Consider the following 21,994-nt stretch of genomic DNA (forward strand, 5'->3'; position numbering starts at 1 on the left):
CGAAATTCGATCCGCATCCCCTCGTTCCCGGGGGCCGAGCGCGCGCTACGCTGAGCGATCCGACCAGGCACGAGGAGCAGTGATGACGGAGGCGGTCCCCACCCGCAGTGCGCGCCGCGGCCCCTACGCCAAGTCGGCCGAGCGCCGGCGCAGCATCATCGAGGCGGCGCACGCGGTCTTCGCGGCGCGCGGCTACGCCCGCGGCTCGCTGCAGGACGTCGCCGACCGCGTCGGGCTCAGCCAGACCAGCCTGCTGCACTACTTCCCGACCAAGAACGAGCTGCTGCTCGCCGTGCTGCAGCACCGCGACCTGATCACGGGCGACGGCTCGTCGCCGCCGGATCCCGAGGAGGGTCTCGTCGCCGGCATCCTGCGCCAGACCCGCTACAACGAGACGGCGCCCGGGGTCATCGAGCTGTACGCCGTGCTGTGCGGCGAGTCGACGACCGACGAGCATCCGGGGCGCGACTTCTTCGCCCAGCGCTTCCTGCGCCTGCGCAGCGAGTACACCGGCGAGCTCCGGCTGCTTCGCGACGCCGGCCGGCTCCGCGAGGGCGCGGACCCCGAGCGGGTCGCGGCGTCGATCATCGCGCTGTGGGACGGCATCCAGCTGCAGTGGCTGCTCGACCACGACGCGGTCGACATGGTGGCGTGCCTGGCCGACTACCTCGACCTGGTGATCCTGCCCGCGCCCTAGGCTCGGCGCATGACCACCACCCTGCAGGACTCCAGCTGGATCTGGCTCGCACTCGCGATCGTCACCGCCGGCCTCGCCGAGCAGAAGGGCCGCTCGCGCTGGCGCTGGTTCGTCATCGCGCTGTTCCTGGGCCCGCTCGCGACCGCGCTCGTCGTGATGTGGCCGAGACCGCAGGCCGGAGTGGTGACCGACATCCGCTGGAACTTCGCCGTCGGCGCGGGGCTCGCCGCGCTGGCGCTGGTGCTCTTCGCCGCGGCGTCGGGCCTCTGGCTCCTCCTGATCCCGGCCGTCGTCCTCGCATCCGTCACCGGCGTACTGACGTGGTTGAGCCGGCGGGTGCCGTTCGAGAGCCTCCCGCGCTGACGCGAGGGAACCCCGGACCGTCGAGGGAGCCGCCAGGTGCTGGCGGTCTCGATGGTCCGGGGTTCCCTCGGTGCGGCGGCTAGGGCAGGAGGCGCGTCGGACCGCGGAACAGGTAGGTGACCTCGCGGAGGTTGGCCTGCTGCAGCATCAGCATGACGACGCGGGACAGGCCCATGCCGAAGCCTCCGTGCGGCGGGACGCCGTAGCGGAAGAAGTCGAGGTAGAAGCCGAGCTCCTCGGGGTCGAGGCCCTTGTCGCGCGCCTGCTCGGTGAGCACGTCGATGCGGTGCTCGCGCTGGGCGCCGGTCGAGATCTCGACTCCGTTGTAGATGAGGTCGTAGCTGTTGGTGATCGTCCCGTCGCCCTCGCGGCGCATGTGGTAGAACGGCCGGATGCTGGAGGCGTAGTCGGTCAGGAACACGAAGTCGTGGCCGAACTCCTCCTTCACGTACGCCGCGATGCGGCGCTCGCCCTCGGGGTCCATGTCGTCGTCGGCGCGGGGCACCTCGTAGCCGCGCTCCGCGACGATGCGCTTGGCCTCGGCCAGCGGGATGCGCGGGAACGGCGTGGTCGGCACGGTGAGGTCGATGTCGAAGAGCGCCTTCACCTCGGCGCCGTGCTTGGCGACCACGGCGGTGAGACCGGCGACCATCAGCTGCTCGTGCAGCTCCATGACGTCCTCGTGGGAGTCGATCCACGAGACCTCGGAGTCGACGCTGGTGAACTCGGTCGCGTGCCGCGAGGTGAAGCTCGGGTCGGCGCGGAAGGCCGGCCCGACCTCGAAGACCTTGCCGAAGCCGGCGGGCTGGGCCATCTGCTTGAAGAACTGGGGGCTCTGCGCGAGGTAGGCCTTGGTCTCGAAGTACTCGACCTCGAAGAGCTCGGCGCGCGACTCCGAGGCGCTCGCCATCAGCTTCGGGGTGTGGATCTCGATGAAGTCGTTCTCGATCCAGTAGGTGCGCAGGGCGTGCTCGAACGTGGTCTGCACGCGGGCGATCAGGTTCTGCTCGGGGCGGCGCAGGTCGAGGAAGCGCCAGTCCATGCGCTTGTCGATGCCGGAGTCGGCGGCGATGGGCGCCTCCGGGATCGACTCGGACACGATCCCGAGCGTCTCGAGCTTGACCTCGATGCCGCCGAGCTTCACGCGCTCGTCGTGCTTGAGCGCGCCGGTCACGGTGATGAAGGAGCCCTGCGCGAGACCGGAGATCGCCTCGGTGATCGCGAGCTTCGCGGCGGAGGCCTCGTCGCCCTCGACGGCCTCGCGGACCGCGGGGTTCACGAGCTGCACGGCGCCCGACTCGTCGCGGAGGACGACGAACTGCACCTTCTTCTGATCGCGCACCGTCTCGACCCAGCCGGAGACGCGCACCGGCCCGTCTTCGAGGGCGGCGAGCTTCTTGACGGTGGTTCGGGGGAGGCGGGTCGCGTCGGTCACGGTAGGGGAGTCTACTCGCGAGGGGTCGGCGGGCGTTCGGCTCGAATGAGGAGGACTCGACCGTCTCCGAGCCGGAACCGTGTTCCGTCGCTTCCGGGCCGTGGCTTCTGCGCTTGGCTCAGCAGGAAGTCGAGGCAGGGTCGAGACCCTCTACTCGATCTGTCTTGCCGCTCGTGTTCGGCAGTGGTGTCCTGCAGCGCAGACTCTCCCTCTTCGCAGGATCGGTGACTGTCGCCGAGGTCGTCGGCGTAGATGCGGGGATGTGCCGTCCAAGCGGCTGAGACTGCCGGTTCCCGGGTGATGAAAGAACTGGTCTGCTTCGAGGGCGCCTCAGGGTAGGAGAAGCGCTGATGCGTCCCGGAGTGGCGGAGAGGCGACCGAGTCGACGATCGATACTCGGTTCGGACTCGCGAGACGGGAGAACGCGTATCGGCTTGCCGTGCCTCGGTAGGACTATGTCATCCGCTTAGCGACATGACATAGCGCTCCTGCGCCGATAGCCTTCGGGGCAAGGTCGGGCATAGGGTCACGGCGAGGTTGGAGACCGTGTAGTGCCTACAAGATATGCTCCGGTGCCGAGCCGTTATGCCGCACGACCTCCAGTGCGGTCAGCGGCAGCACGATCCCTTGCCCTGTCAGTGGCTATTGCTCTTCTCGTGCTCATCGGTGTGAGCAGCTTTCCCCTCTCTGCGAGCGCCGCCGACGGAAACATCCGTACGCCATTCGAATCGGGCGGACCGGTCTACGTCTATCAAGGCTATTCCTCCGGCAGCCACACCGGCACTTCTCAGTTCGGCCTCGATCTCACCAGTGATTCGAGCTCGACCTCGACCTCGGGTCGGACAGTGGTGGCTCCCGAGGGTGGGACCATCGCCTATTGGCAGGCGGCCTATGGAAACCTCTGCGTGAACGTCGCCGGCGGGCGCAGCTATACGCTGACGCATATCAACGCGTCGGTCACCCGCGGCGCAATCACCGCCGGCCAATCAGTAGGAACTGTCGGCGCTGCAGGAACAGTGAACAACAACAACGTCGCTCACCTGCACTTCGAGTACTGGTCTGCACCTGGTTGCTATGACAACGGCAGCCCACTGACCTTCGAGACGGCGAACGGCCTGAGGATCTGCGGCGCTCAGAACATGCCGGCCTCAGGGCCGGTCAGCAACGGCACCTGGGGCCGCACCGCTTTCACGGCCAATGACTGCAGTGACCCCGGCAGTGCACAGCCCTTCGGGTCCCTGGACAGCGTGCAATCAGTGCACGGCGGGGTGGTGGTGACGGGTTGGGCGATCGACCCCGATACGAACGATCCGATCGATGTGCATGTCTATGCGAACGGTGCGTACCAGAGCTCGGCCCGCGCGGATCTGGACCGCCCCGATGTCGATGCCGCGCACCACCGCGGACCTCGGCACGGCTACTCCGTCTTCATCGGCGGTGATGCAGCCGCGAGTGGACCGATCACGGTGTACGGAATCAACGCCGGCGGTGGCAACAACCCGGCTCTCGGCACCCTCAGTGCTCCCGCATCGGCGACACCCTTCGGCTCGCTGGATTCAGTGACCGGTGTCGACGGCACCGTCAGGCTCACCGGCTGGGCGCTCGACCCCGACACCCAGGAGCCCATCGACGTCCACATCTATCGTGGCTCGACCGGGCTCGAAGCGGTGCACGCGGACCTCACTCGCGACGACGTCGGTGCGGCCCACGGCGACGGGCCGAATCATGGATTCGACATCACAGTGCCTCAGGGGAGCGGAGGGGACACGTACATCGTGTACGCGATCACCTTCGGAGCAGGCCCCAACCCGGAGATCGGACGTTCAACCGCGCCTCCGAGCCTTGTCCGGGCTCCGAGACTCAGCGGCGAAGCGATCGCCGGTTCCACTCTTTCGGTGGACGGCGGCGAATGGGATGTCGCGGACCTCACCCTGACTTACACCTGGTTCCGAGACTCGACCCCTATTCCCGGTGCTACCGCAGCCGAGTACGCAGTCACATCGAGCGATGTCGGCGCGACCCTCCATGCAGTCGTCTCGGCGAAGCGGGCCGGATACGCCGACGCTTCCGCACGAACGAGCGCTACTGATCCTGTGGTCTCGACGGGGACCTCCCTGAGCGTCACGCGGATCGCTGGTGTAGACCGCCAGGACACTGCTGCGAGAATCTCCCGCGCGACGTTCCCGACCAACGTGCCCGTTGTCTACATCGCCACCGGCGGGAACTTCCCCGATGCGCTGAGCGCGGCCCCGGCCGCCGCGAAGCAGGACGGTCCGTTGCTCCTCGTCGACCGCGACTCCATGAGCCGGGCAGTGAAGGACGAGCTCACTCGTCTCAAGCCCGGGAAGATCGTCGTCGTCGGCTCCGGCCTGAGTGTCAGTGACACGCTCCTCTCGGAGCTGCGGGACTACGCAGGTTCAGGTGGCATCGAGCGCATCGGCGGAGTCGATCGGTATGACACCGCGGACAAGATCGTCACCTACGCGTTCTCCTCCGGTTCGAGTCGGGCGTGGGTCGCGACCGGGGAGAAGTTTCCTGATGCGCTGAGCGCGAGTGCTGCCGCGGGCTCTGTCGATGCGCCTGTGCTGCTCGTCAACGGTGGACTCTCTGCCGTGACCACTCAGACGCGCCAGCTGGTGACCGAACTCGGTGTGACCTCCCTCACGATTGCGGGAAGCGCCCTCTCTATCAGTGAAGGCATCAAGGAGTCTCTGCCGGCGGCGTCCACGCGTATCGGCGGCACCGACCGCTATGACACGTCCGAGAAGCTCAACAAGGCGGCCTTCACCGCAGCTGACACGGTCTACTTCGCTACCGGGGAGAACTTCCCCGACGCGCTCGCCGGCGCTACCGCCGCCGGCTACACCGGCAGCCCCCTCTTCGCCGTCCACCCCGACTGCGTCCCGCAGGAGGTCCTCGACGACATCACCGACCTCGGTGCTTCGGAAGTCATCCTTCTCGGTGGCTCGGGAACCCTTTCCGACAACGTCGCACGACTCGTCGCCTGCTAGCCATCGCGAGGCCTTCGCGCCGCGTGCCTGAGGCGCGCCTCAGGCTGGGGCAGTCCCTCCGTCGAGCCGGACGAACGTCCGCATCGAACCGGTGCCCTGCCTGCTTCGTCCACGCTCCCCGACATGTCCACTCGATGTCGCCCGGAGCGGCCGGGCACACTGGAGTCCGATGCCGCCGAGAGGGGCGACACGCAGCTCGACCAGAGGAGCCGCCATGAGCACCGCACTGATCACAGGGGCGTCGTCGGGCATCGGCGCCGCGTTCGCGCGCGCCTTCGCCCGGCGGGGCTGGAGCCTCATGCTGGTCGCCCGCGACGAGCGGCGGCTGGAGGAGGCGGCGCGCACCTTCGAGGAGCTCGGCGCTCCGCACGTCGAGGTCCTCGCCGCTGATCTCAGCGATCGCGCGCAGGTCGAGCGAGTGCGGGAGCGGGTGGCGGACCACGCCCGTCCGATCCGGGCCCTCGTCAACAACGCGGGGTTCGGCATCGACGGCAGCTTCTCCGAGCCCGACATCGCGGCGCAGGACGAGGCGTTCGAGGTGATGGTCCGCTCGGTCGCAGTGCTGTCGGGGGCGGCGGCGGAGGCGATGACCGCCCGCGGTCGGGGCGCGATCCTCACGGTCTCGAGCGTGGCCGGGTTCGTCCACCTCGGCCCCTACTCCGCGGTGAAGGCCTGGGCGACGGCGTTCACGCAGTCGCTCGCCGTCGAGCTGCGCGGCACCGGTGTCCGGGCGGCGGCGCTCTGCCCGGGCTGGGTGCGCACCGAGTTCCACGAGCGCGCGGCGATGGACACCACCTCCATCCCGGAGGCCCTGTGGCTCGACGCCGACAAGGTGGTCGAGGAGTTCCTCCGCGATGTCGCCCGCGGTGGCGTGGTGTCGGTGCCGTCGTGGCGGTTCGGGGTGCCGGTCGCCCTCGCGCGGCACCTGCCCGACAGCCTCGTCCGCCGCATCTCGGCGGCGGTCCTCGCGCGCCGCTGAACCTGCCGTCGAGCGCGCCGCGACCCTGAGTGCGGGTCCGGCCCAGGCGGCCCTTTCCCGGCGTTCGTCCACGCCGCGTTCCGTACACTTGACGCTCGTGGTTGCCGATCAGATCCATCTCGTGCGGCACGGCGAGGTGTTCAACCCCGACCGGGTCCTCTACGGGCGACTCCCGAACTTCCGGCTCTCCGAGCTCGGTCACCGGATGGCGCGCGCCGCCGCGGACGACCTGCTCGAGCGGCGCCGACACGTGACCGCCCTGATCGCCTCGCCCCTCCAGCGCACGCGCGAGTCGGCGCAGCCGATCTCGCAGGCGTTCGAGCTCGAGGTGGGCATCGACGAGCGGATCATCGAGCCCAGCAACCGCTTCGAGGGCAAGCGCATGGAGGCGCGCAGCTCGGCGCTGCGGAACCCGCGCAGCTGGCCGTGGCTCCGCAATCCCTTCGAGCCCAGCTGGGGCGAGCCGTACCTCTCGATCTCGGCCCGCATGTACGCGGCGATGGAGTCGGCGTGGAAGTCGACGGCCGAGGGCGACGTCGCCCTGGTCAGCCACCAGCTCCCGATCTGGACCGCCCACCGCGCCGTCGCCGGCGAGCGGCTCTTCCACGACCCGCGCAAGCGCCGGTGCGCCCTGTCGAGCATCACCACGTTCGAGCGCCGCGGCGACCGCTTCGTCGAGGTCGGCTACTCCGACCCTGCGGCCGGTCTCCAGGGCCTCGCGACCGACGTCGGAGCCGTCTGATGGCCCGGATCCGCGCGGCGGCGGTGCTGGCGCTCGCCGCAGCGCTGGTGCTGTCCGGCTGCACCGAGGACGAGCTGGCGACCCAGTACCGCAACGGCGACAACAAGGGCTACATCTCGGGCGACGGCACCGTCACCGAGATCGCCTCCGACACCCGTGATGACCCGATCGTCTTCTCCGGCACCGACGAGAACGGCGAGAGCATCGACTCCGCCGATCTGGTCGGCCGTGTCGTGGTCGTCAACTTCTGGTACGCCAGCTGCGCCCCGTGCCGCGCCGAGGCGGCCGACCTCGAGTCGGTGAACACCGAGTTCGCGGGCCAGGACGTCTCGTTCGTCGGCGTCAACGTGCGCGACCAGGCACCGACCGCCGCCGCGTTCGCGGAGACCTACGGCCTCACGTACCCCTCGATCGTCGACGTCGACGGATCGACCCAGCTCGCCTTCTCGGGCAAGGTCCCGCCGAACGCGGTGCCGACCACGCTCGTCCTCGACAAGGAGGGGCGAGTCGCCTCGCGCATCCTCGGCCAGCTGCAGGAGGCGTCGATCCTCTCGACCCTCGTGAGCGACACGCTCGCGGAACCGGAGTAGCCGCGTGGGCGACATCGTCATCAGCGGACAGCTGCTCCTCGCGGTGCCGATCGCGCTCCTCGCCGGCCTGGTGTCGTTCGCGTCGCCGTGCGTGCTGCCGCTCGTGCCCGGCTACCTCGCCTACGTCGGCGGGTTCACCGACGCCGACGAGCGCGCGGCGCGGGGCCGCCGCCGCGTGGTGCTCGGCGTCCTCCTCTTCATCCTGGGCTTCTCGCTGGTGTTCGTGCTCTACGGCACGGCGGCCGGCTCGATCGGCTTCTGGATGCAGCGCTACAGCGACGTCATCACGCGCGTGCTCGGCGTGGTCGTCATCGCGATGGGGCTCGTCTTCATCGGCCAGTTCTCGTTCCTGCAGCGGACGCTCCGCCCGAGCATCCGCCCCGCGACCGGCCTCGTCGGCGCTCCGCTGCTCGGCATCGTCTTCGGCATCGGCTGGACGCCCTGCCTCGGCCCGACGCTCAGCTCGATCCTCGCCCTGGGGCTCGGGGCGGGCTCGCCGTGGCGGGGCGCGCTCCTCGCGCTGATGTACTGCCTCGGCCTCGGTCTGCCCTTCCTCCTCGTGGCGTTCGGGTTCAGCTGGGTCACGACCGCCCTCGCCGTCGTGAAGCGCCACATCCGCGCGATCAACATCGCCGGCGGCGTCGCCCTCGTCCTGATCGGAGTGCTCATGGTGACCGGGATCTGGAACACCCTCGTCTACGGAACCCTCGCAGGAGTGATCAATGGCTTCCAGCCCGCGATCTGAGCCCGATTCGCGATCAGAGCCCGATTCGCGATCAGGGCCCCGCGCGCCGCTCGACGGCGACGAGGCGCAGAAGCGCGCCGACGCGACCTTCCGCCCGGCCGACCACTTCGACTCCGACGCCGACACGATCACGCAGCCCCGGCTCGGCTTCACCGGCTGGCTGCGCTGGATGTGGCGGCAGCTGACGAGCATGCGCACGGCGCTGTTCCTCCTGCTGCTGCTGGCGATCGCGGCGGTGCCCGGCTCGCTCGTGCCACAGCGCTCCTCCGACCCCAACGGCGTCACCCAGTACTTCGTCGACAACCCCGATCTGGCGCCTCTCCTCGACAAGGTGCAGGCCTTCGACACCTACACCTCGGCCTGGTTCTCGAGCATCTACCTGCTGCTGTTCATCTCGCTGATCGGCTGCATCATCCCGCGCACGAAGCACCACTTCGAGGCGATGCGCTCGCGGCCGCCGCGCACCCCCGCGCGCCTCCAGCGCCTCGCCGGGTACACCGTGCGCGAGGTCGAGGGTGCGAGCGAGGCCGAGGCGATCGACTCCGCGCATGCGGTGCTGCGTCGCGCGGGCTACCGCGTCGAGCGCTACGACGACCCGCGCGGCCGGTGGACGAGCGTCTCGGCCGAGCGCGGCTACCTCCGCGAGACCGGCAACCTCGTCTTCCACTCGGCGCTGGTCGGGATCCTCGTGGCCGTCGGAGTCGGCGGCGGATTCGGGTACAGCGGTCAGCGCGTCCTCGTCGAGGGCGGGCAGGGCTTCGCCAACAACCTCGCGGCCTACGACTCCTTCAACCCCGGCCGCTTCTTCGACAGCAGCCAGCTCGACCCGTACCAGCTGACGCTCGACAGCCTCGACGTGCAGTACGAGGAGCAGAACCAGCAGGCGCTGGGGCAGCCCGTCGACTTCACGGCCAACGTGACGACCACCCAGCGCGGGGGCGGCACCGAGGACCGCACGATCAAGGTCAACGAGCCGCTCTCGATCGGCGGCACCAACGTCTACCTGCTCGGCAACGGCTACGCGCCCACGATCACGGTGCGCGACCCGTCGGGGACGGCGATCTTCACCGACGCGGTGCCGTTCCTCCCGCAGGACGCGAACCTCACCTCGGTCGGCGTCGTGAAGGTGCCCGACGGGCTCGCCGAGCAGATCGGCATGACCGGGTTCTTCTACCCGACGCAGGACGAGCTCGCCTCGGGCGCCTCGACCTCGATCTTCCCCGACCTGCAGTACCCCGTGCTCTCGCTGAACGTCTTCTCGGGCGACCTCGGCCTCGACACCGGCGTGCCCACCTCCGTCTACGTGCTGAACGTCGACTCGCTGACGCGGCTCACGGGCGGGGAGACGGGGGTCGCCTCGATCACCCTCAAGCCGGGGCAGACGGCCGACCTGCCGAACGGGCTCGGGACGGTGACGTTCGAGAACGTCGGAGCCGACCCCTCCGTCGTGGGCACCGACAGCGTCAAGCGCTTCGCGTCCTTCGACATCCACCACGACGCCACGCAGAGCTGGGTGCTGCTGTTCGCGATCCTGGTGCTCGCGGGGCTGCTGACCTCGCTGTTCGTGCCGCGCCGACGGGTGTGGGTGAAGGCGACGACCGGTGCCGACGGAGGCCTGACGCTCGAGTACGCGGGCCTCGCCCGCGGCGAGGACCCGCAACTGGTCCGCGCGGTGCGCGACGTGGCCGACCGCCACGCGCCGCTCGACGCGTCCTGACCGGCGCGCAGAGGAGGAAGGACGCCCTAACCTGTGCGTTCGCGCAGGGGCGGTGGCGGCCCGCAGCGATTACCCTGAGGAGGTGATCGAGACCCTTTCGCAGTACTCCGTGCTGTGCCTCTACTCCGCCATGGGCATCTATGCGCTGGCGTTCATCTTCTTCGCGGTCGACCTGGCCCGCCGAGCCTCGATCGCCGACGGCGAGTCGATCGAGGTCGTGCAGGAGGCGGAGCGCGTCGCGTCCGCGGCCGCCGCCGACCGCGCGGCGAGCGGCAGGGCGACGGTGGCCGGCGGCTCCGGTCGCCCCACGGCGACGCTCTCGCGCCTGGGCAGCCGGGTCGAGGACGAGGTCTACAACGCCCCGGCGCGCTCGAAGGCGATGCGCATCGGCTTCTCGCTCACCCTGCTCGCCTTCGTGCTGCACCTCGGCGCCACCGTGCTCCGCGGCGTCGCGGCCGGCCGCGTGCCGTGGGCCAACATGTACGAGTTCTCGATCACGGGCACCCTGATCATCATCGGCGTGTTCCTCGCCGTGCAGCTGCGCTGGGACCTCCGCTTCCTCGGCGCGTTCATCACCGGGCTCGTGCTGGTGCTGCTCGGCGTCGCGACGGTCAACTACTACGTGGCAGTCGTGCCCCTGCCGCCCGCACTCCAGTCGTACTGGCTCGTGATCCACGTGCTCGTCGCGATCCTCGGCACGGCGTTCTTCGCCCTCGGCTTCGCTCTGTCCGTCACCCAGCTCCTCCAGTCGCGGAGGGAGGCGGAGGGCGAGTCGCCGCGCTCGGTCCTGCGGTTCCTCCGCACCCTCCCGAGCGCGCTGACGCTCGAGAACCTCGCCTACCGCGTCACGATCATCGGCTTCATCCTCTGGACCTTCACCCTCATCGCGGGCGCCGTCTGGGCCGAGAAGGCCTGGGGCCGCTACTGGGGCTGGGACACCAAGGAGGTCTGGACCTTCATCATCTGGACCATCTACGCCGGCTACATCCACGCCCGCGCGACCCGCGGCTGGCGCGGCACCCCCTCGGCCTGGCTCGCGATCATCGGCTTCGCGGCGGTCATGTTCAACTTCGGCGTCGTGAACGTCTTCTTCAAGGGGCTCCACGCCTACTCCGGCCTCGACACCGGCATGTGATCGGCGGGCGCCGACGACGCCATTCGCGGCGTTGTCGTCGGGGCACGTAGCTCCGCTACGAACCCCTCCTCCGCCTTGCGACTGACGCCGTCGGCACCCGCCGATCCAGGGGGTGCGGCTCGGAGAGTGCGCCGATCCAGGGGGTGCGGCTATGGAGAGTGCGCCCGCCCGTGATCGATCCGGCGCGAACGGCTCGTCCGAGTCGCTTCAGGGAGCCGTTCGTGACGGATCGACTGCTGTGCGGACGATCCTGTTGGCGGTGGTGGGTCTCGATACGACCCTGCAGGGCTACTCATCGCTGCTTGCTGATCGAGTAGCCCGCGGAGCGGGCGTATCGAGATCCACCCGATCCGGGGCTACTCGGCCGGCGCGGCGGCGCCGCCCGTGATGACGTCGATCAGGTGCGGGGCGAAGGGGGCGTCGAGGGCGAGCACGTAGCGGGTGCGCGAGCCCTCGGGGTGCACGTCGCGGTAGATGCCGCGCAGGTCGGGCAGGGTCTGGCCGCGGCCGGGGCCCGAGGTCGCGTCGACCGCGACCGGCACGCGCGGTGCGGAGGCGAGGCCCAGCGCCTCGACGGCGATCGCGGCGGCCATCGGGTCGTGCAGGGCCGCGGTGCGCACGCCGAAGTGGCCGACGTAGAAGTCGAAGTAGAAGTCGAGTGCGCGCCCGATCGTCTCGGCCAGCGGATCGGCCGAGCCGAGCAGCACCGCGCGGTGCTCCTCCGTCATCAGGTGCCGCATGGTGACATCGAGCGGAACGAGTGTCAGATCCCAGTCGGCGGCGACGACCTCGGCGGCCGCGGCGGGGTCGTGGAAGATGTTGGCCTCCGCCACCGCGCTGATGTTGCCCGGCACGAGCGCCGCGCCGCCCATCACCGTGACGGAGTGCAGCAGCGACGGCAGCTCGGGGTGCTTGCGCAGCGCGAGGGCGATGTTCGTGAGCGGGCCGATCGCCACGAGGCGCAGCTCGCCGGCGTGCTCGCGGGCGAGACGGAGGAGGAGGTCGGCCGGGTCCTCGTCGACCGGCTCGGCGCCGGAGGGCAGGTCGACGTCTCCGATGCCGTTGTCGCCGTGCACGTAGGGGGCGCCGCCGGCGTACGCCTCCTCGAGGAAGTCGTGGGCGCCGATCGCGACGGGGATGTCGGTGCGGCCGGCGAGCGCGAGCAGGCCGAGGCTGTTCGCCGCGGCCTGGCGGGCGTCGGTGTTGCCGCTCACGGTGCTGATGCCGACGAGGTCGGCGAGCGGGGAGCGCAGCAGGTAGGCGAGGGCGAGCGAGTCGTCGATGCCGGTGTCGCAATCGAGGAAGACGGGAACGGCGGGCACGGGTCTCCGATCAGAGGGGGAGGAGGGGTGCGGCGGGCGACGGCGGCCGAGCGCCTCCATTCTGGCCCTTCTGCACCACTCGGTTCACCACGCCGCCGGTACCCTGGCTGTGCGCGGTCGTCCGTCCGCCGACAGCTGAGGAGGACCGGTGCCGCGCCCCTCGCTCGTCTCGACCGTCGCCGACGCCCTGCTCGACGACATCGTCGCGGGTCGCATCCCGGTCGGCTCCGAGCTGCCGAGCGAGGCCGAGCTGGCCCTCGCGCACGATGTGAGCCGCGCGACGATGCGCGAGGCGCTGGGGCGGCTCCAGGGGCTCAACGTGATCGACGCGCGGCGCGGCAAGCGCGGCGCCGTGAACCCGGTCGAGCGCTGGAGCGATCTCGAGCCGATCCTCCGGGCGACGTCCTCCGGGGTCGACTCGGAGGCGGCGTCGCTGCACCTGATCGAGGTGCGCGAGATGATCGAGACCGGCGCCGCGGCCCTCGCCGCCACCCGGCGCTCCGAGGCCGATCTCGAGCGGATGGCGGCGGAGCTCGACCGGATGCGCACCGCCCACGACGAGGGCGACCTCGCCGGCTTCGTGGCCGCCGACATCGCCTTCCACGACGTGATCCTCGCCGCGACCGGCAACGTCTTCGTCGCGGCCGTCTTCGCTCCGCTCGCCAAGGTGATGCGCTCCAAGCGCGAGCAGACCTCGGCGCTGGTGCAGATCCAGGAGAACGCGCTGATCAAGCACCGCGCGGTGCTCGACGCGATCCGCTCGGGAGACGCGGAGGCGTCGCGCGCCGCGATGGCGGATCACATCGCGCAGACGGCCGAGGACCTCCGCCGCTACGTCCTGCCGCCGCGCGAGTAGCGGCTAGGAGACGTTCGCCCGCGCGTAGCCGAGCGCCGTCACCACGTGCGGCGCCCAGAGCTCGATCGCGGCCCGGTCGTCGTCGAGGCGCGGCACCGTGACCCACTCCTTGAGCGTCCGAGCTCCCATCACCACGGGCTCGGCACGACCCTCGGCGATCAGGTCGAGCGTGTCCTGGCGCGTCAGCTTCACGATGAGCTGCGCGTCGTGGCTGAGGAAGCAGGCGATCCGCCCGCGGAAGCGGATCGCGGGGGAGCCGAACATCGTGGCGATGTCGACGTCGTCGATGCGGCAGTGCTCGATCAGATCCTCGAGCAGGAGGCGGCGGGCCTCGATCGGGACGGTCATGCCGGGGATGCTACTCGCACCTTGACGCGGCCGTTCCGACTTGTATGATATCTGACACCAAGGACGAAGGAGTACCGGTGATCTCGGAAGCCACACTGCTCGCGCAGCACCCCGGCGAGGTGTCCGTCGAGGCGGAGGCCGTTGCGCGGACCCGCACCGAGCGGACCCCGATCCTGATCGTGCTCGACGACGACCCGACGGGCACGCAGTCGGTCGCCGACCTCCCCGTGCTGACGGCCTGGAGCGAGGACGACCTCCGCTGGGCCCTGCAGACCGGCGCCCCCGCCGTCTACGTGCTCACGAACACCCGGAGTCTCGCGCCCGGGACCGCGGCGGCGCTCACTCGCGAGATCGTCGCCGGCACGCTCGCCGCCTCCCGCGCACTCGAGGTCCCGGTCGCCTTCGTCAGCCGCAGCGACTCCACCCTCCGCGGGCACTTCCCGCTCGAGACCGACGAGATCGCGGCGGCCGTCGGCAGTGTCGACGCCGTGATCCTCGTCCCCGCGTTCCCCGACGCCGGCCGCGTCACGATCGGCGGCGTGCACTACATGCGCGGCGCCGAGGGGCTCCAGCCCGTCGCCGAGACCGAGTTCGCGCGCGACTCCACCTTCGGCTACGCCCACTCCGACCTCCGCGAGTGGGTCGAGGAGAAGACGGCCGGTCAGTGGCCGGCCGAGCGGGTCGTCTCCCTCGACCTCGGCACGATCCGGGCGGGCGCCGAAGCGATCGCCGCCGTGCTCGCACCGCTGACCGGCGGAGTGCCCGTGGTGGTCGACGCCGTCACCGAGAACGATCTGCGCCTCCTGGCCCTGGGCCTCGCGGCGGCGGAGGAGGCCGGTGCGCGCCTGCTCTACCGGGTCGGCCCGCCGTTCGTGCGCGCCCGCATCGGGCAGGAGGTGCACGCGCCGCTCACCGCCGCCGAGATCTTCCCCGAGGAGGCGCCCGCCGACACCGCGCGCGGCGGTCTCGTGGTCGTCGGCTCGCACGTCGGACTCACCTCGCGCCAGCTCGCACGCCTCGCGGCGACCGGCACGCTGAGCGCCGTGCTCGAGATCGACGTCGACGCGGCCGTCGATCCGTCGCGCGCCCCGGCGCACCTGGCGTCGCTCGTCGAGGAGGCGGCCCGGGCCCTGGGCGAGGGCGACGTCGCCGTGCACACCAGCCGCTCGCTGCGCCGCACCGACGACCCGCAGGAGAGCCTCGACATCTCACGGCGTGTCTCGGCGGCCGTCGTCGAGGTGGTGCAGGGCGTGCTCGCCCGGCTGCGCCCGCGCTTCGTGATCGCCAAGGGCGGCATCACCTCGAGCGACGTCGCCTCGAAGGGCCTCTCCGTGCGCCGCGCGATCGTCCGCGGCCCGATGCTGCCCGGCATCGTCTCGCTGTGGGAGCCCGTCGACGGCCCCGCCGCGGGCATCCCCTACATCGTGTTCGCCGGCAATGTCGGCGACGACGACTCGCTGGCGCAGGTCGCCGCGATCCTCCGCGCCCCGTCCCTCTGACCCCTCTGGAGACCCTCGTGCCCGCCTACACCGTCGCCGTCCTCGGACTCGGCGCCATGGGACTCCCCATGGCCACCCGTCTCGCCGGCTCCCTCACCGTCCACGGCTTCGACATCGCCGAGCCGCGCCTCGAGCTGGCCCACGAGGCCGGCATCCGGCCGTTCGGCTCCGCCCGGGAGGCGGTGGCGGGGGCGGACGCGACGCTCCTCGCCGTGCGCAACAGCGCGCAGCTGCGCGAAGTGCTCTTCGGTGGCGCGGGGGCCGAGGGGATCGCCACGGCGCTCGTCCCCGGCTCCGTCGTCATCATGACCAGCACCGTCGGCATCACGGACGTCGTCGACGTGGCGGCCGCGCTCGCCGAGCACGGCGTCGAGCTGGTCGACGCCCCGCTCAGCGGCGGGCCCGTCCGCGCGGGCGAGGGCGATCTGCTGATCGTCGTCGGCGCGACCCCGGCCGCGCGCGAGAAGGCGCAGCCGGTGCTCGACCTCCTGGCGTCGACGCTGAGCGTCATCGGCGATCGCCCGGGCGACGGTCAGGCCTTCAAGACCGTCAACCAGCTGCTCTGCGGCGTGCACATCGCGGCCGGCGCCGAGGCCCTGGCGCTCGCCGCGACGCTGGGCCTCGACCCCGCGGCGACGCTCGAGACGCTGTCGGCCGGCGCGGCGGGCTCGTTCATGCTCGCGAACCGAGGCCCGCGGATGCTGCAGGCCGGCGACGAGGGCGGGGCGGAGGTGCTCAGCCGCCTCGACATCTTCGTCAAGGACCTCGGGATCGTGACGACCGCCGCGCGTGCGGCCGGTCTCGCGACTCCGGTCGCCGCCGCCGCCGAGCAGCTCTTCCTGCTCGGCGCCGCGCACGGACTGGCCGCCGCCGACGACTCCGCCGTCATCTCGGTGATCGCGCCCGCCGACTGAGTCAGAGCAGGGCGTAGGAGGCGGTCAGGCGCTCCCGCCACCACGCGAGGCGCTCCGGAGCCACCGCGTGGCGCACGAGCAGCTCCTCCGAGACCTCGACCCGCTCGACGGCGATCGAGCCGTCGACCGGGCGGAGGGGGCGCTCGGTGACGTCGGCGGCGAGGAGCGAGGCGGTGCCGAGTCCGCAGTCGTAGGGCAGCTCGGGCAGCGCCGCCGCGAGGGCCGCCCCCATCGCGAGGCCGACCGAGCCGTCGAGAGCGCTGGAGACGACCGCGGGCAGCCCCGCCTCCGCCGTGATCGCGAGCGCTCGCCGCACGCCGCCGAGCGGCTGGGCCTTGACCACGAGCAGGTCGGCCGCGCCGGCCCGGGCGACGGCGAGCGGATCGGCGGCCTTGCGCACGCTCTCGTCGGCCGCGATCGGGATGCCCATGTACTTCACGCGGTAGCGGAGCTCGGCCAGCTCGTCGACGCTCGCGCACGGCTGCTCGAGGTACTCGAGGTCGACTCCGGCCATCGCGTGCACGGCGTGCTCGGCCTCGTCCACGTTCCAGGCGCCGTTCGCGTCGATGCGGATCCGGCCCTCCGGCCCGAGTACGCGGCGGACCTCCTCGACCCGGGCGACGTCGTCGGCGAGGGTCTGGCCGCGCTCGGCGACCTTCACCTTGGCGGTGCGGCAGCCGTGGTAGCTCGCGAGGATCGCGGCGACCTCGGAGGCGTCGACCGCGGGCACCGTGGCGTTGACGGGGATGCGGTCGCGCAGGGCGGCGGGCTGCTCGCTCCAGCCGTAGTCGAGCGCCGCGCGGAGCCAGGCGGCCGACTCCTCGGCGCCGTACTCGAGGAACGGCGAGAACTCGGTCCAGCCCTCCGGCCCGCGCACGAGCGCGATCTCGCGGTGGTCGACGCCGCGGAAGCGCGTGCGCAGCGGCAGCGACACGACGCGCAGGCCCGCGTCGACCTCGTCGAGGGTGGGGAGGGGGGAGCGGGGCACGTCGTCGTCCATGCGGCCATTGTCCTCCCGGGTCCGGATGCGCAGAACCGCGGTCGCACCGCCGTGCGAGACTGGCGGCGCTGCCGCTCGACCCCGGAGGAACGCGATGACCCAGGCCCCGACGAGTCCGCCGCCCGCTCCGGGACGCCGCCCGCTCGGCACCGCGGGCTGGGTCGCCCTCGCCTCGAGCGCCGTGCTCGGCGTGCTCTACACCGGGACCCTCGGGACCCTGCTCGCGCTGAGCGTCACGGCGGCGGTCGACGTGGCCGGCGACGCCCTGCCCACCGACGTGCCCGGCTTCTCGGACGACCCCGGCGAGGGCGGCGACCCGACCGATCCGTTCTACGACTACCCCGGCTACCAGGACGGCGATGCGGCCCTCGTCCTCGACCAGCCCTCGGCGGAGGCGGCGGTCTCCGTCTCGGCCGCCGCGGTCTCCGCCGTCGAGGAGGCCGCGATCGGCGGCTGGGTGTCGGCCGACGACGAGTACTACGAGCGCGCCGACAACGCGTACGGCGGCCCGTCGCTGCTGTACGACTACATCTCGGCCACCGACTACGCCGACGCCGACCTCAGCACCGAGGCCGACAAGCAGGCGGTCGTCGACCTCTTCACCGCCGCCGTCGCGCCCCTCGGCTTCGACTCCGTCGACATCGCCGACACCCCGTCCGAGTGGGCGGAGGTGGGCTACCGTCTCGACGGCGACCTCACGGACGAGGACGCCTCCGCCGCGCTCTGGATCGTGACGGCCTACTCCAGTACCGAGGCCGTCCCCTCGATCGAGCTCGGCCTGGTCGACCTCGACGCCGACTCGAGCGGCGAGGTCGAGGCGATGCTCGACGGAGTCGGCATCACCCCGTCCGACAACGGCGCCTTCCTCGCGGGCTACGCGAACGGCCTGCTCGAGGAGGGCGACCGCGCCGAGTTCACCGAGCGCATGGCCGACTTCGGCGGCGTCGCCGCGACCTGACGCGCCGGTACCGGCATCCGCCGACCGCCGCAAGCCCGAGCCCGCCGACCGGTCGCCGCCTACCGTGAGGGAATGGCCGAGCATCGAGCGACACGACCCCTGCGCGACTACGCGGCGATCGGCGACGGGAGGACCGTGGCCCTGATCGCCCGGGACGGCAGCGTCGACTGGATGCCCGTGCCCGATCTCGGCTCGGTTCCCGCGTTCGCCGCGCTCATCGACGGGCGCTCCGGCGGCTGCATCGAGCTGGCCCCGGTCGAGCCGGCCGAGGTGTCGCGCGAGTACCTCCGCGACACCAATGTGCTGCAGACGACCTTCACGACCGAGTCCGGCTCGGTCACCGTCACCGACGCGCTCGTCACCGGGATCGCCGGCCGCCTCCCGTGGGCCGAGCTGGCGCGCCGCGTCGACGGCGTCTCGGGCGAGGTCCGGATGCGCTGGGCCGTGCGCCCGGGGACAGGTCTCGGCACCATGTCGCCGTGGATCCAGAACGCCGACGGCCGCTCGCTGATCCGCGTCGGCGACATCACGATCGGCGTGACCGGAGACGGCCACGGGCCGGACAACCACGACGCCCCCTCCGGGGCCGGCGACGAGCTCACCGGATCGTTCACGGTCTCGGCGGGGAAGAGCCGCCACGTGCTCGTGGTGTCGGCCACCCACGACGAACCGCTGCACTTCCCCGACGCCACGAACGTCGACCGCGGCATCGACCGCACCATCCGCAGCTGGCAGGACTGGTCGGAGGAGTTCTCGTACGACGGCCCCTGGTCCGACGCGGTCCAGCGCAGCGCCCTCGCGCTCAAGCTGCTGATCTACTCGCCCACCGGGGCGATCGCGGCGGCCGCGACCACCTCGCTCCCGGAGTCGCCCAACGGCGGCAAGAACTGGGACTACCGCTTCGCCTGGGTGCGCGACGCGGCGTACACCGCCCACGCGCTGGTCCGCTTCGGCCTGCGGGAGGAGACCCACGCCGCTCTCTCGTGGCTCCTGCGCACGATCAAGGAGCACGGGCCCGACCTGCACATCTTCTACGGGCTCGACGGCTCGCTGCCGACCGGCCTCACGGAGTACGACGTGCCGGGCTGGGGCGGCATCGGGCCGGTGGTCGCGGGCAACGGCGCCCAGGACCAGCTGCAGCTCGGCGTCTTCGGCGATCTCTTCGACATCTGCCGCATCTACGTCGACGAGGGCAACGTCCTCGACATCCAGACCGGGCAGCTGCTCTCCCGCGTCGCCGACACGACCTGCGACCTCTGGCGCAACCGCGACGCGGGCATGTGGGAGCTCGAGGAGGAGCAGCACTACACCTCCTCGAAGATGGGCTGCTGGCAGGCGCTCGATGCCGCCGTGCACCTCGCCGAGCTGGGCCAGGTGCCGGGCAGCGCCGACCGCTGGCGCTTCGAGCGCGACCGCCTCCGCGACTGGATCGAGGAGAACTGCTGGTCCGAGGACCTCGGCGCCTACGTGATGTACCCGGGGACCGAGGAGCTCGACGCCTCCGTCCTGCTGCACGCTCCGAGCGGCTACGAGCGCGGCGAGCGGATGATCTCGACGATCGACGCCCTGGTCGGCGAGCTCTGCCGCGGGTCGCTGATGTTCCGCTACTCCGGGATGGAGGGCGAGGAGCACCCGTTCGTCGCCTGCTCCTTCTGGCTGGCCTCCGCTCTGGCGTGCGTGGGCCGGCACGACGAGGCGATCGAGCTGATGGACGAGCTGATCGCGACCATCCCGAACGACGTGGGCATCATGTCCGAGATGGTCGCCGTGGACGACCTCGCGTTCTGGGGGAACCTGCCGCAGGGCCTCAGCCACCTCGCCCTGATCAACGCCGCGATCACGATCGAGGAGCTCGCTCCCGAGAAGATCGGCGAGCGCTAGACCCGGCGCGGGCGCGGCGCAACCCGCTTGAGCCGTGCGGCGGGGGAGCGTAGACCAGGAGTATCGCCTCAGCACGCACCCGGCGACGCCGTGCCGCTCAGCCCCCGCACCACTCGCGTCCGGGAGGCGCCCAGCAGCACCGGTCACACTCGGAGTCGGAGATCCGCACTCCGGCACTGCAAGAGAAAGGATCGGTCCATGACCACCACCCTCGAACGCCACACCGAAGCCCCCGCCGGCTCCGGCGCCAAGACCAGCCGCCGCCAGAACGCCGAGAAGGGCTTCAAGGCCTCCAAGGAGCTGCTCGACAGCCTCCAGATCGTCCTCGTCGACCTGATCGAGCTGCACGTCCAGGGCAAGCAGGCCCACTGGAACGTCGTCGGCAAGAACTTCCGCGACCTCCACCTCCAGCTCGACGAGATCATCGAGGCCGCCCGCGAGTTCAGCGACGACGTCGCCGAGCGGATGCGCGCCCTGCACGGCATCCCGGACGGACGCAGCGACACCGTCGCCGCGACCACGACGCTGCCCGAGTACCCGCACGGCGAGATCGACACCGCCGAGACGGTCGACCTCGTGACCATCCGCCTCGAGAACACCGCGGCGACCATGCGCGAGGTGCACGACACCGTCGACGAGGAGGACCCGACCAGCGCGGACCTGCTCCACGCGATCATCCAGAGCCTCGAGCAGTACGCCTGGATGGTGTCGGCCGAGAACCGCCGCACCTCCACCGCGAAGTAACGACCCGCGACCACTCGAGAGGGATCCCGCCCTGTGCGGGGTCCCTCTCCGCGTTCCCGGGGAGTGTCGGACTCGCGGCGGCCTGCAGGCGTCCGCAGAGTCCTCCCCGCCCCCGACAGTAGGGTCGAGGCCATGAGCACGCAGGTTTCCGAGCTGTTCGACGCGCGCCGCTGGGCGCCGGTCGCCGGCTTCGACGGTCTCGAGGACATCACCTACCACCACGACCCCAGCGGCCGCATCGCCCGGGTCGCGTTCGACCGCCCGGAGGTGCGCAACGCGTTCCGCCCGCGCACGGTCGACGAGCTCTTCCGCGCCCTCGAGGACGCGCGCACGAACCCGCGGATCGGCGTCGTGATCCTCACCGGCAACGGCCCCAGCCCGCGCGACGGCGGCTGGGCGTTCTGCTCCGGGGGCGACCAGCGCATCCGGGGCCGCGACGGCTACCGCTACTCCGACGGCGAGACGGCCGAGGGCATCGACGCCGCGCGCAACGGCCGCCTGCACATCCTCGAGGTCCAGCGGCTCATCCGCTTCATGCCCAAGGTCGTCATCGCCGCCGTGCCCGGCTGGGCGGCCGGAGGCGGTCACTCGCTGCACGTGGTCTGCGACCTGACGATCGCCTCGGCCGAGCACGGGCGCTTCAAGCAGACCGACGCCGACGTGGGCTCGTTCGACGCGGGCTACGGATCGGCGTACTTCGCCCGTCAGATCGGGCAGAAGAACGCCCGCGAGGTGTTCTTCCTCGCCCGCGAGTACTCGGCGCAGCGCGCCTACGAGATGGGCGCCGTCAACGCGGTCGTCCCGCACGCCGAGCTCGAGCCGACGGCGATCGAGTGGGCCGAGACGATCCTCACCAAGTCGCCGACGGCGATCCGGATGCTGAAGTACGCCTTCAACGCGGTCGACGACGGCCTGGTCGGCCAGCAGCTCTTCGCCGGCGAGACCACGCGCCTCGCCTACGGCACCGACGAGGCCGTGGAGGGGCGCGACTCCTTCCTCGAGAAGCGCGAGCCCGACTGGTCGCCGTTCCCGTGGCAGTTCTGACCGGCGGGGCGCAG

20 protein-coding genes are annotated in these 21,994 nt (G+C 71.2%); 16 read left to right on the forward strand and 4 right to left on the reverse strand.

Features of this window, described 5'->3' with window-relative positions; all coding sequences use genetic code 11:
- Positions 1 to 82: 82 nt before the first annotated feature.
- Both GSU68_RS03935 and GSU68_RS03940 read left to right on the forward strand, forming a co-directional pair.
- On the forward strand, positions 83 to 697 hold the full coding sequence (locus tag GSU68_RS03935) for a TetR/AcrR family transcriptional regulator (RefSeq protein WP_159905797.1): 615 nt from the start codon (positions 83 to 85) through the stop codon (positions 695 to 697).
- A gap of 9 nt (positions 698 to 706) precedes the next feature.
- Positions 707 to 1,060 (forward strand): hypothetical protein, encoded by a 354-nt coding sequence (locus tag GSU68_RS03940; RefSeq protein WP_159905798.1) that lies wholly within the window; start codon positions 707 to 709, stop codon positions 1,058 to 1,060.
- Positions 1,061 to 1,139: 79 nt separating this feature from the next.
- Here the strand turns inward: GSU68_RS03940 and aspS are convergent, their stop codons facing one another.
- Positions 1,140 to 2,495 carry an aspartate--tRNA(Asn) ligase gene (gene aspS / locus GSU68_RS03945; RefSeq protein WP_244259382.1) on the reverse strand — a complete coding sequence of 452 codons (1,356 nt, stop codon included), beginning with the start codon at positions 2,493 to 2,495 and terminating at the stop codon, positions 1,140 to 1,142.
- 656 nt (positions 2,496 to 3,151) lie between these two features.
- On the opposite strand from aspS, the gene GSU68_RS03950 reads away from it, so the two are divergent.
- The 7 genes from GSU68_RS03950 (at position 3,152) to ccsB (ending at position 11,414) form a co-directional block, all read left to right on the forward strand.
- Positions 3,152 to 5,506: a cell wall-binding repeat-containing protein gene (locus GSU68_RS03950; RefSeq protein ID WP_159905799.1), complete on the forward strand. Its 2,355-nt coding sequence runs from the start codon at positions 3,152 to 3,154 to the stop codon at positions 5,504 to 5,506.
- Positions 5,507 to 5,720: 214 nt separating this feature from the next.
- Entirely contained in the window at positions 5,721 to 6,485 is a 765-nt protein-coding gene (locus GSU68_RS03955; protein ID WP_159905800.1) for an SDR family NAD(P)-dependent oxidoreductase, read from the forward strand.
- 97 nt (positions 6,486 to 6,582) lie between these two features.
- Positions 6,583 to 7,227 (forward strand): histidine phosphatase family protein, encoded by a 645-nt coding sequence (locus tag GSU68_RS03960; protein ID WP_159905801.1) that lies wholly within the window; start codon positions 6,583 to 6,585, stop codon positions 7,225 to 7,227.
- Positions 7,227 to 7,817 carry a TlpA disulfide reductase family protein gene (locus tag GSU68_RS03965; RefSeq protein WP_159905802.1) on the forward strand — a complete coding sequence of 197 codons (591 nt, stop codon included), beginning with the start codon at positions 7,227 to 7,229 and terminating at the stop codon, positions 7,815 to 7,817. The genes GSU68_RS03960 and GSU68_RS03965 overlap by 1 nt, the downstream gene beginning before the upstream one ends.
- Positions 7,818 to 7,821: 4 nt before the next feature.
- Complete coding sequence (locus GSU68_RS03970; RefSeq protein ID WP_159905803.1) at positions 7,822 to 8,562, forward strand: cytochrome c biogenesis protein CcdA; 741 nt, start codon at positions 7,822 to 7,824, stop codon at positions 8,560 to 8,562.
- Positions 8,540 to 10,279 carry a cytochrome c biogenesis protein ResB gene (locus GSU68_RS03975; protein ID WP_159905804.1) on the forward strand — a complete coding sequence of 580 codons (1,740 nt, stop codon included), beginning with the start codon at positions 8,540 to 8,542 and terminating at the stop codon, positions 10,277 to 10,279. Before GSU68_RS03970 ends, GSU68_RS03975 begins: the two co-directional genes overlap by 23 nt.
- 130 nt (positions 10,280 to 10,409) lie before the next feature.
- Positions 10,410 to 11,414: a c-type cytochrome biogenesis protein CcsB gene (gene ccsB, locus GSU68_RS03980; protein WP_159910114.1), complete on the forward strand. Its 1,005-nt coding sequence runs from the start codon at positions 10,410 to 10,412 to the stop codon at positions 11,412 to 11,414.
- Between the two features lie 356 nt (positions 11,415 to 11,770).
- On the opposite strand, the gene GSU68_RS03985 is transcribed toward ccsB, so the two are convergent.
- Positions 11,771 to 12,736: a nucleoside hydrolase gene (locus GSU68_RS03985; protein WP_244259383.1), complete on the reverse strand. Its 966-nt coding sequence runs from the start codon at positions 12,734 to 12,736 to the stop codon at positions 11,771 to 11,773.
- A 148-nt stretch (positions 12,737 to 12,884) separates the two neighbouring features.
- Between GSU68_RS03985 and GSU68_RS03990 the strand changes: the two genes are divergently transcribed.
- On the forward strand, positions 12,885 to 13,592 hold the full coding sequence (locus tag GSU68_RS03990) for a FadR/GntR family transcriptional regulator (protein WP_159905806.1): 708 nt from the start codon (positions 12,885 to 12,887) through the stop codon (positions 13,590 to 13,592).
- Positions 13,593 to 13,595: 3 nt separating this feature from the next.
- Here the strand turns inward: GSU68_RS03990 and GSU68_RS03995 are convergent, their stop codons facing one another.
- Positions 13,596 to 13,940, reverse strand: coding sequence for a hypothetical protein (locus tag GSU68_RS03995; protein ID WP_159905807.1), 345 nt, complete (start codon positions 13,938 to 13,940; stop codon positions 13,596 to 13,598).
- 77 nt (positions 13,941 to 14,017) lie between these two features.
- Between GSU68_RS03995 and GSU68_RS04000 the strand changes: the two genes are divergently transcribed.
- Positions 14,018 to 15,439 carry a four-carbon acid sugar kinase family protein gene (locus tag GSU68_RS04000; protein ID WP_208544644.1) on the forward strand — a complete coding sequence of 474 codons (1,422 nt, stop codon included), beginning with the start codon at positions 14,018 to 14,020 and terminating at the stop codon, positions 15,437 to 15,439.
- Positions 15,440 to 15,456: 17 nt separating this feature from the next.
- Positions 15,457 to 16,353: an NAD(P)-dependent oxidoreductase gene (locus GSU68_RS04005; protein WP_279631053.1), complete on the forward strand. Its 897-nt coding sequence runs from the start codon at positions 15,457 to 15,459 to the stop codon at positions 16,351 to 16,353.
- Position 16,354: 1 nt separating this feature from the next.
- Here the strand turns inward: GSU68_RS04005 and GSU68_RS04010 are convergent, their stop codons facing one another.
- On the reverse strand, positions 16,355 to 17,353 hold the full coding sequence (locus GSU68_RS04010; RefSeq protein ID WP_159905809.1) for an o-succinylbenzoate synthase: 999 nt from the start codon (positions 17,351 to 17,353) through the stop codon (positions 16,355 to 16,357).
- Between the two features lie 94 nt (positions 17,354 to 17,447).
- On the opposite strand from GSU68_RS04010, the gene GSU68_RS04015 reads away from it, so the two are divergent.
- The 4 genes from GSU68_RS04015 (at position 17,448) to GSU68_RS04030 (ending at position 21,980) form a co-directional block, all read left to right on the forward strand.
- On the forward strand, positions 17,448 to 18,311 hold the full coding sequence (locus tag GSU68_RS04015) for a hypothetical protein (RefSeq protein WP_159905810.1): 864 nt from the start codon (positions 17,448 to 17,450) through the stop codon (positions 18,309 to 18,311).
- Positions 18,312 to 18,383: 72 nt separating this feature from the next.
- Positions 18,384 to 20,192: a glycoside hydrolase family 15 protein gene (locus tag GSU68_RS04020; RefSeq protein ID WP_159905811.1), complete on the forward strand. Its 1,809-nt coding sequence runs from the start codon at positions 18,384 to 18,386 to the stop codon at positions 20,190 to 20,192.
- A 198-nt stretch (positions 20,193 to 20,390) separates the two neighbouring features.
- Positions 20,391 to 20,936: a DNA starvation/stationary phase protection protein gene (locus tag GSU68_RS04025; protein WP_159905812.1), complete on the forward strand. Its 546-nt coding sequence runs from the start codon at positions 20,391 to 20,393 to the stop codon at positions 20,934 to 20,936.
- Positions 20,937 to 21,068: 132 nt separating this feature from the next.
- Positions 21,069 to 21,980, forward strand: a complete 912-nt coding sequence (locus GSU68_RS04030; RefSeq protein WP_159905813.1) for a 1,4-dihydroxy-2-naphthoyl-CoA synthase — start codon at positions 21,069 to 21,071, stop codon at positions 21,978 to 21,980.
- Positions 21,981 to 21,994: the final 14 nt, after the last annotated feature.

This window comes from Rathayibacter sp. VKM Ac-2759 (assembly GCF_009834225.1).
In the GTDB taxonomy this organism is placed as follows: Bacteria; Actinomycetota; Actinomycetes; order Actinomycetales; family Microbacteriaceae; genus Rathayibacter.

Bases quoted from the DNA above. Each gene is read 5' to 3' on its own strand.
- GSU68_RS03935 (WP_159905797.1), top strand. From the start codon at position 83: ATGACGGAGGCGGTCCCCACCCGCAGTGCGCGCCGCGGCCCCTACGCC.
- GSU68_RS03940 (WP_159905798.1), top strand. From the start codon at position 707: ATGACCACCACCCTGCAGGACTCCAGCTGGATCTGGCTCGCACTCGCG.
- GSU68_RS03955 (WP_159905800.1), top strand. From the start codon at position 5,721: ATGAGCACCGCACTGATCACAGGGGCGTCGTCGGGCATCGGCGCCGCG.
- GSU68_RS03965 (WP_159905802.1), top strand. From the start codon at position 7,227: ATGGCCCGGATCCGCGCGGCGGCGGTGCTGGCGCTCGCCGCAGCGCTG.
- GSU68_RS03975 (WP_159905804.1), top strand. From the start codon at position 8,540: ATGGCTTCCAGCCCGCGATCTGAGCCCGATTCGCGATCAGAGCCCGAT.
- ccsB (WP_159910114.1), top strand. From the start codon at position 10,410: ATGGGCATCTATGCGCTGGCGTTCATCTTCTTCGCGGTCGACCTGGCC.
- GSU68_RS03995 (WP_159905807.1), bottom strand. From the start codon at position 13,940: ATGACCGTCCCGATCGAGGCCCGCCGCCTCCTGCTCGAGGATCTGATC.
- GSU68_RS04010 (WP_159905809.1), bottom strand. From the start codon at position 17,353: ATGGACGACGACGTGCCCCGCTCCCCCCTCCCCACCCTCGACGAGGTC.
- GSU68_RS04015 (WP_159905810.1), top strand. From the start codon at position 17,448: ATGACCCAGGCCCCGACGAGTCCGCCGCCCGCTCCGGGACGCCGCCCG.
- GSU68_RS04020 (WP_159905811.1), top strand. From the start codon at position 18,384: ATGGCCGAGCATCGAGCGACACGACCCCTGCGCGACTACGCGGCGATC.
- GSU68_RS04025 (WP_159905812.1), top strand. From the start codon at position 20,391: ATGACCACCACCCTCGAACGCCACACCGAAGCCCCCGCCGGCTCCGGC.
- GSU68_RS04030 (WP_159905813.1), top strand. From the start codon at position 21,069: ATGAGCACGCAGGTTTCCGAGCTGTTCGACGCGCGCCGCTGGGCGCCG.